General features: G+C 69.9%; 7 protein-coding genes. 1 reads left to right on the forward strand and 6 read right to left on the reverse strand.

Annotated features, from left to right (window positions below; all coding sequences use genetic code 11):
• The 6 genes from VFZ20_RS29830 to VFZ20_RS29855 all read right to left on the reverse strand — a co-directional run.
• A partial coding sequence (locus tag VFZ20_RS29830; RefSeq protein WP_329686358.1) for a GTP-binding protein occupies positions 1 to 159 on the reverse strand: 159 nt, incomplete at its 3' end.
• A 459-nt stretch (positions 160 to 618) separates the two neighbouring features.
• Entirely contained in the window at positions 619 to 2,715 is a 2,097-nt protein-coding gene (fusA, locus tag VFZ20_RS29835) for an elongation factor G (RefSeq protein ID WP_329687616.1), read from the reverse strand.
• A 128-nt stretch (positions 2,716 to 2,843) separates the two neighbouring features.
• Positions 2,844 to 3,314 (reverse strand): 30S ribosomal protein S7, encoded by a 471-nt coding sequence (gene rpsG / locus VFZ20_RS29840; RefSeq protein ID WP_329687617.1) that lies wholly within the window; start codon positions 3,312 to 3,314, stop codon positions 2,844 to 2,846.
• A 3-nt stretch (positions 3,315 to 3,317) separates the two neighbouring features.
• Entirely contained in the window at positions 3,318 to 3,746 is a 429-nt protein-coding gene (rpsL, locus tag VFZ20_RS29845) for a 30S ribosomal protein S12 (protein WP_329687618.1), read from the reverse strand.
• Between the two features lie 515 nt (positions 3,747 to 4,261).
• A complete protein-coding gene (locus VFZ20_RS29850) occupies positions 4,262 to 4,681 on the reverse strand; it encodes a helix-turn-helix domain-containing protein (protein ID WP_329687619.1) in 420 nt (139 codons plus the stop codon).
• Positions 4,682 to 4,692: 11 nt separating this feature from the next.
• Complete coding sequence (locus VFZ20_RS29855) at positions 4,693 to 5,025, reverse strand: hypothetical protein (RefSeq protein WP_329687620.1); 333 nt, start codon at positions 5,023 to 5,025, stop codon at positions 4,693 to 4,695.
• Between the two features lie 369 nt (positions 5,026 to 5,394).
• On the opposite strand from VFZ20_RS29855, the gene VFZ20_RS29860 reads away from it, so the two are divergent.
• Positions 5,395 to 8,181: a GAF domain-containing protein gene (locus tag VFZ20_RS29860; protein ID WP_329687621.1), complete on the forward strand. Its 2,787-nt coding sequence runs from the start codon at positions 5,395 to 5,397 to the stop codon at positions 8,179 to 8,181.
• Positions 8,182 to 8,561: the final 380 nt, after the last annotated feature.

Genomic DNA, 8,561 nt, shown 5'->3' on the forward strand with positions numbered 1-8,561 from the left:
AGCCTTGTCGATGTTGTCGAAGCTCGTGAAGTCCGCCAGACCCTTCGCCGCCTGGATCCGCGTGATCGCGGCCGTCAGCGTGGTCTTGCCGTGGTCCACGTGGCCGATGGTGCCCACGTTCACGTGCGGCTTGTTGCGCTCAAACTTGGCCTTGGCCATTGGTTTGAATCCTCTGTCCCTGAGGGGTGGTATAAGATGGCTGAATGGATTCCGCCCGGCGGCGCCGTGAAGCGCCCCGGGCCGGCGAACCGCCTCAGCCGCGAACCCGGACGCGTTCCCCCGTCCGGTGAACGTCCAAGACAGCAAACCTCACCGCAGCCTCGCTGCGGCAAGGTGTCCTGTCGCCTGGGGTACCGCTCCTTCACGGAAAACGCGGCCCCGAAGCAGAGCAAGACGAGAAGAATAGCCACACTGTCGCCAAACGTCAACCCCTGACGCTGTTACGGCACCGGGAATTCTCACGCGGAGCCGTGGAGGACGCGGAGTGCTTCATCGCGCGATCAAGCGCCTCTGCCTCTCCGCGGCTGTGCGTGGCGCATTCCGGCGGACCCGCACCACGCGAAAAGGGCGGCCCTCGCGGACCGCCCTTTCGTCGTGCTGCTCAGGCGAGCGCCCGGCTCAGCCGCGGATCTTGGCGACGATCTCTTCAGCCTTGCTCTTGGGCACTTCCTCGTACTGCGCGAACTGCATGCTGTACACGGCACGGCCCTGCGACATGGAGCGCAGCGTGGTGCTGTAGCCGAACATCTCCGACAGCGGCACCATGGCGTTGATCACCTGGGCCTCGCCGCGCTGGTCCATGCCCTGGATCTTGCCGCGGCGGCTGCTCAGGTCGCCGATCACGTCGCCCATGTAGTCCGACGGGGTCACGACCTCCACGCTCATCACGGGCTCCAGGAGCACCGGGCCCGCGCGGCGGGCGGCCTCCTTGAAGGCCATGGACGCGGCGATCTTGAACGCGATTTCCGACGAGTCGACGTCGTGGTAGCTACCGAACACCAGCTGCACCTTGACGTCCACCATGGGGTAGCCGGCCAGCACGCCGGTGTCCATGGCCTCGCGGAGGCCCTGCTCCGAGGGCTTGATGAACTCGCGGGGGATCACGCCGCCCACGATCTTGTCCTCGAAGACGAAGCCCTGGCCCGGCTCGGCCGGCATCATGTTGATGACGACGTGGCCGTACTGGCCGCTACCACCGGTCTGGCGGACGAACTTGCCCTCCACCTTCTCGACCAGCTTGCGGATGGTCTCGCGGTAGGCCACCTGCGGACGGCCCACGTTGGCCTCGACCTTGAACTCGCGCAGCATGCGGTCCACCAGGATCTCCAGGTGGAGCTCGCCCATGCCGGCGATGATCGTCTGCCCCGTCTCGGCGTCCGTGCGGACGCGGAAGGTGGGGTCCTCGTCGGCCAGGCGGCGCAGCGCCTCGCCCATCTTGTCCTGGTCGGCCTTGGTCTTGGGCTCGATGGCCACGTCGATCACCGGCTCCGGGAACGTCATGCTCTCCAGCACCACCGCGTGCTCGGGGTCGCAGAGCGTGTTGCCCGTCGTGGTGTCCTTGAGGCCGATGGCCGCGGCGATGTCGCCGGCGCGCACCTCGGGGATCTCCTCGCGCTTGTTGGCGTGCATCTGGAGGATGCGGCCCAGGCGCTCGCGCTTGTTCTTGGTGCTGTTGAGCACGTGCGAGCCCGCGCCGATCACGCCCGAGTACACGCGGAAGAACGTGAGCTTACCGACGTACGGGTCCGTGGCGATCTTGAACGCCAGGGCGCTGAACGGCTCGTCGTCCGTGGCGTGGCGCTCGATCTCGGCGTCGCCGTTCTCCGGGTCCGTGCCCTTGATGGCCGGGATGTCCACCGGGGCCGGCAGGTAGTCGATCACGGAGTCCAGCAGCTGCTGCACGCCCTTGTTCTTGAACGCCGAGCCCGTGAGCACCGGCACGATGGCGCCCGCGATGGTGGCGTTGCGGATGGCGCGGCGCAGCTCCGCCTCGGAGATCTCCTCGCCCTCCAGGTAGCGCTCCATGAGCGCCTCGTCGTGCTCCACGGCCCCCTCGACCAGCGCGAAGCGGGCCGCGGCGGCGCGCTCCTGCAGCTCGGGACGAACGGGCTGCTCCGTCCAGTTCTTGCCCATGGTGCTGTCGTCGTAGATCAGCTCCACCTGGCGCAGCACGTCGACGATGCCCACGAAGGTGTCGCCGTCGCCGATGGGCAGGTGGATGGGCAGCGGGTTGGCGCCCAGCCGGTCCACGATCATGGACACGCAGCGCTCGAAGTTGGCGCCCGTGCGGTCCATCTTGTTCACGAAGCAGATGCGGGGCACGCCGTACTTGTCGGCCTGGCGCCACACCGTCTCGGACTGCGGCTCCACGCCGGCCACCGCGTCGAACACGCAGACGGCACCGTCCAGCACGCGCAGCGAGCGCTCCACCTCGACGGTGAAGTCCACGTGCCCGGGGGTGTCGATGATGTTGATGCGGTACGTGTCGCCGAACCGGTTCCACTGGCAGGTGGTGGCGGCCGACGTGATGGTGATGCCGCGCTCCTGCTCCTGCTCCATCCAGTCCATGGTCGCCGCGCCCTCGTGCACCTCGCCGATCTTGTGCGTCCGGCCGGTATAGTACAGGATGCGCTCGGTCGTGGTCGTCTTGCCGGCATCGATGTGCGCCATGATGCCGATGTTGCGGTACTTTTCGAGAGGCGTGGTGCGGGCCATTGTCGTTCTTTATCCGGTAGCGGAAAGCGCGGGGCGCGGGAGCGGGTTCCTTTCCGCTCGCGCGCCGCCGCGTTCCTGTTCTGTTCAGCGCAACCGGCCTCGCGGGGCGACGCCGGGGTGGATGACCGTTACCAGCGGTAGTGCGCGAAGGCCTTGTTGGCCTCGGCCATGCGGTGCGTGTCGTCCTTCTTCTTGATCGTGGCGCCCTCGTTGCGCGAGGCGGCCAGCAGCTCGGCGGCCAGGCGGTCGGCCATGGTCTTCTCGCCGCGGGCGCGGGCGTAGCCCACCAGCCAGCGCATGGCCAGGGCGGTGCGGCGCTCCGGGCGAACCTCGACCGGCACCTGGTAGGTGGCGCCGCCCACGCGGCGGCTCTTGACCTCCAGCACGGGCTTGGCGTTGTTGAGCGCCGTCTTGAAGACGGTCTCGGCCGGCTGGCCGGTGCGCTCTTCCAGCACCTGCATGGCGTCGTAGAAGATCCCCTCGGCGGTGGACTTCTTGCCGTCCAGCATGAGGGTGTTCACGAACTTGGTGACCATCTCCGAGCCGTAGACGGGATCGGGGATGATGGGGCGCTTGACGGCGCGAGTGCGACGGCTCATGGCTTACTTCCTCCCCTTTCCGCCCTTGCCGGCCGGAGCCCCCTTGCCGGCGGCCTGCCCCGGCTTGGGACGCTTGGCGCCGTACTTGGAGCGGCTCTGACGGCGGTCGTTGACGCCGGAAGCGTCGAGCGTGCCGCGGATGATATGGTAGCGGACGCCGGGCAGGTCCTTCACGCGGCCGCCGCGGATGAGCACGATGCTGTGCTCCTGCAGGTTGTGCCCCTCGCCCGGGATGTACGCCGTCACCTCGGTGCCGTACGTCAGCCGCACGCGCGCGACCTTCCGGAGCGCCGAGTTGGGCTTCTTCGGAGTCGTGGTGTACACGCGCGTGCACACACCGCGCTTCTGCGGGTTGTTGCGCATGGCGGGAGACTTGCTCTTCTTTTCGAGCGTCTCGCGGCCCTTGCGCACCAGCTGGTTGATCGTCGGCATACTGGTGAAAACGCTTGATCCTGGGACGAAAAACAGGCGAGGGCCACCCGGCCCCCGCCGCCGCCAACCACGGGTTGCGCGACAGACCGGGAAAAGTAAGGAGAGAACGCCCATCGGTCAACCCCCCGCGCCCGGTACCACGCCGATCTCCATGGCAGATCGGTGCTTGCGCGCATCGGACAACACCTTTCGTTTCCCTCCTCCCGCTCCATTCTTCCATACACCGAAGCCGCCAATCGGCTCCCGAACTCGCCCGCCGGCCCGAAAGGCGGGTGCTCGTCACGGCGTCCCCGCTCGCGGAGCGCGCCCGGCGCATCACGAAACCGACCGCGCGTCCAGACCGTCGCGCATCCCCTTCCCCGCCCCACGCGCGTCACCGGTCCGGCCAGCCGCGCCCCAAAGCGGACGACCGCCGCTGATCGGTCGCACCCGCACGCGAGGAAGTCATCTGACGAGAAACGGGTGCGCGGCGATGGCCGTGCACCCGTTCGTCGTCCGCAGCCCGTGGGCCGGCGTCAGGCAGCCGCCGCCCTGGACCTGCGGCCGGACGCACGCGGCTTCTCCGCGCGGGCGGTCGAGGCTCGGGACGCAGGACGCGCGGCGGCGGACGGGGCGGGTGACGGCGGCGTGCAGAGCGACCCGAACACCGCCTCCGGGTGCGCCTCGCCCACGCGCAGCAGCTTGAGGTTGCCGCCGTCGGGGACGCGCGCGCCGGACTCCCACGCCTGCACCGTCTTGGTGCTCACGTTGAGCGCCATGGCGAACACGGCCTGCGACGCGCCGATGCGGTCGCGCAGGGCGCGGATGGCCGCCGCGCTCATGGGCTGCGGCACGGCGGGGAGCACCGTGGTGCGAAGGTCGTGGCGGCGGCCCTCGTAGTGCTCCACGGCCTCCTGCACCGCCCCCAGCAGCTCCTGGAAATCTTCGTCGCGCACGGGCTCCTCCCTTATCGGATGGTCATTCGCAGGATGAGCGCGCAGAGCATTCTTTTTTGCTCCGGCGTAAGGGCGTCCTGCTCGTCCTTGGAATACAGGTTGAACAGGTAGATGGTGTGCCGATGGGGAACGTGCAGGTAGTGCACGCGAAAGCTGGATCGCTTTCCCCGCGCCCGGCCCGAATCGCCCATGCGGACCTTGCGCAGCCCGCACGCGCCGGGATCCAGGGCGCCCGCGACGGGGTTGCGCCGCAGGTGATCCTGCAGGCGGCGCAGGTCCTCGTCGCGCGCCTGCTCCACGACCCTGCGCGTGAACGGCTTCATCTCCACGAAGGTGCACTCCACGTCGCCTCCAACGTTGATGACTATACCACACAGTAGGTGAGTTGGCAAGTCCTGCGGATGGACGTTGTGGAGGCCGAACAAGGTGTACAAGGGGCCATTCCGCTTGCGGACGATCAACATCCGTACGCGCTGGACGGTCCGACGCTGACCGCGAGACGCGGCAAGGGACGGTACACGGCGGTCGCATCCGGAGCGCTTGCATCTTTCCACCTGTGGATCGGCGATGGGATGCCGGGAACAGGAGAGCGAGCCGGGGGACAATCGTGTGAACGGGATTGCACAAACGTTGCGCGCCTGTACGTGCCGATCCCACATTCCGCTCATCCCTTCTCGAATTCACCACCGTGTCCTCCGGGGCCGTAGCGCGCGATGGACCACCCCACCCTGCCGTCCGGGACCACACCCCTTTCCCCGCCGCACGCTCCGCCCGCCGTGATGCCGGCGGAGTGGTGGCCGGCGGCCATGGAGACGCTGCTGGCCGCGTCGGGCACGGGCGTGGGGCTGGTGGACCGCGAGCTTCGCTACCTGTACGTCAACGCCGTGCTGGCGGAGCTGAACGGCGCACCCGTCGACGCGCATCTCGGGCGCTCCGTGCGCGAGGTCGTCCCGCAGTGGGCGAATACGGCGGAGCCGCTGCTGCGGCAGGTGATGGACACGGCGACGGCGGTGACCGGGCTGGAGCTGTCTGGCCTGGGGGATGGGCGGACGTACCAGGTGGGCTACCATCCGCTGCGGGTGGACGGGCGGGTGGAGGGCGTGGTGGGGCTCATCGCGGATGTCACGGACGAGCGTGCCGCGGCGGAGCGCCAGGCCGTGCTGGCGGCGGCCGGCGAGGCGCTGGGGGCCTCGCTGGACGGCGCCGCCATCCTGGGCGCCACGGCGGAGCTGCTGGTGCCGCGCCTGGCGGACTACTGCCTGGTCTTCACCCCGGACGCGGAGGGCGCATTTGTCGCCGGGGCGTGGCGCCACGCGGACCCGGCGATGGAGGAGGTGACGGCGCGCTTTGCCGCCCTCCACCGCGTTGACCGGGACGAGCCGGAGAGCATGCTTTCCCGCGCCGCCGCCACGGGCGAGACGGTGCTGCAGGCGGAGGTGAACGTGGAGTCGCTCGCCACCGTCCGGCGGGGCGGGCCGGAGCGGGCGGCGCTGCTGCGCGCGCTGGCCCCGCGCTCCGTACTGATTTCCGGGCTCACGGCGCGGGGGCAGCGGCTGGGGCTCATGCTGCTGGCCAGCTCGTCGTCCGGGCGGCGTTTCGGGCCGGCGGACGCGGAGCTGGCGCGGCAGCTGGCGGACCGCATTGCCTTGGCGATGGACAACGCGCGGCTGTACGGCGCGGAGCACGCGGCCCGCGCGGCGGCGGAGCAGGCCGTGGAGCGCGGGCGCGCCCTGCAGCGTGCGGCCGCCGCCCTGAACCGCGCCGCCACGCCGGCGGAGGTCGCGGCCGTGGTCGTGGACGAGGGGCGCCGCGTGCTGCGCGCGCAGACGGGCGCCATGGCCCTGGTGGACGAGGCCGCCGGCGAGTTCCGCACGCTGTACAGCGTTGGGTACGGGGACGAGATCGCGCGGCGCTACCTCCGCTTCTCCCTGCGCGACGGCGGGCCGCTGACGAGCGCCGTGGAGTCGCGGCAGCCCGTTTTTCTCGCCTCACCGGAGGAGATGGCGGCGCGGTACCCGGTCATGGCGGCGCCCACGCGGGAAAGCGGCGTCCAGGCGCTCTGCACGCTGCCGCTGGTGAGCGCCCGCCGGGTGCTGGCGGGGCTCACGCTTGGCTTTCACGCGCCGCACCCGTTCAGCGAGGATGACCGGACCTTTCTGGGCATCCTGGCGGAGCAGGCCGCGCAGGCGCTGGACCGGGCGCGCGTCTACGAGGCGGAGCGAGCCAGCCGCCACGCCGCGGAGCGCAGCGCGCTTCACGCCGAGGCGCTGTCGGGCATGGCCGCCGCGCTCAACCGGGCCGCGTCGGCGGACGCGGTGGCGCGGGTGATCGTGGACGACGGCGTGCGGGCCCTGCACGCCGACACGGGGTCCGTGACGGCGGTGGACGAGGACCGCGCCGAGTTCCAGTCCCTCGCCCTGGCCGGCTGGGACACGGGAACCACGCAGGGCTACGCCCGCTTTCCCCTGCGTCCCGGCGGTCCCGCCACGGACGCGGTGCTCACGCGCGAAGCCGTCTTCATCCAGTCGCTGGACGAGATGCGGGCGCTGTACCCGGCCCAGCTTTCCGTGATGGAGAGCGCGGGGCTGCGGGCGTTCGCCGCGCTCCCGCTCTTCTCGGGCGACCGCACGTCGGGCGTGGTGAGCTACGGCTTTCGCGCGGCGCGCGCCTTCGACGCGGAAGAGCGCACGTTCCTGCGTACCCTGGCCGCGCAGGCGTCGCAGGCGCTGGACCGCGCGCGGCTGTACGAGGCGGAGCGTGCCGCGCGGGCCGAGGCGGAGGCGGCCAACCGCGCCAAGACGGAGTTCCTGGCCGTGATGAGCCACGAGCTGCGCACGCCGCTCAACGCCATCGACGGCTACGCGGAGCTGATGGAGATGGGCCTGCGCGGGCCCGTCACGGACGCGCAGGCCAGCGACCTCGCCCGCATCCGGCGCAGCCAGCGGCACCTGCTGGGACTCATCAACGACGTGCTGAACTTCGCGCGGGTAGAGGCGGGGCACATGGAGCTGCGCATTGCCGACATGCCCCTGGCGGACCTGGTAGAGGGGCTGGAGGCGCTCGTGGCCCCGCAGGTGCTGGAGCGCGGCCTGGCGTACGACTGCCCGCCGGCGGACCCGTCGCTCGTGGCGCGCGCGGACCCCGAGAAGGTGCGGCAGATCCTGCTGAACCTGCTTTCCAACGCGGTCAAGTTCACGCCCGTGGGCGGCACCGTGCGGGTGACGGCGCGCGCGGAGGACGGACGCGTGCTCGTCCGCGTGCGCGACACGGGCTCGGGGATTCCCGCGGATCGGCTGGAGAGCATCTTCGAGCCGTTCGTGCAGCTGGGCCGCAGCCTTACCAGCGCGCACCAGGGCACGGGGCTGGGCTTGGCCATCAGCCGCGACCTGGCGCGGGCCATGGGCGGCGACCTGTTCGCGGAGAGCGTCGTGGGCGAAGGCTCCGTGTTCACGCTGAGCCTGCCGCGCGCGGAACAGCAGGGAATAGGGAACAGGGAATAGGGAATAGCCGGCAACGGCAATCGGCCCCGCGATCGGATGGGATCGCGGGGCCGCCGTGTTTTTGATGCCGATCTGGACCAGGGGTTTTTGGATCTTCCTGAGCAGGTGCTGCCAAACCTGCCTTTTCACAGAGGAATCCAGAGAGCGTCATCCTGAGTCATTCGGCGCTGCGCGCACCCTACGGGATGAAAGCCACCGCAGTTCAACCTCCCCCAGGGGTTATTGGGGGAGGTGCGAGCCTAGTTCTCATCCGGAAACTCGGATGAGGGGCTAAAGGGGCGAAAGAAGGCGCATCCGGATGTGAAACTCAAGTGAACGGAGTAACTTGTTCTTTGCCGAGACCAAGTCACCCGAACCGGAGCCACACCCGGATGCGCCGA

This window comes from Longimicrobium sp. (assembly GCF_036280135.1).
In the GTDB taxonomy this organism is placed as follows: Bacteria; Gemmatimonadota; Gemmatimonadetes; order Longimicrobiales; family Longimicrobiaceae; genus Longimicrobium.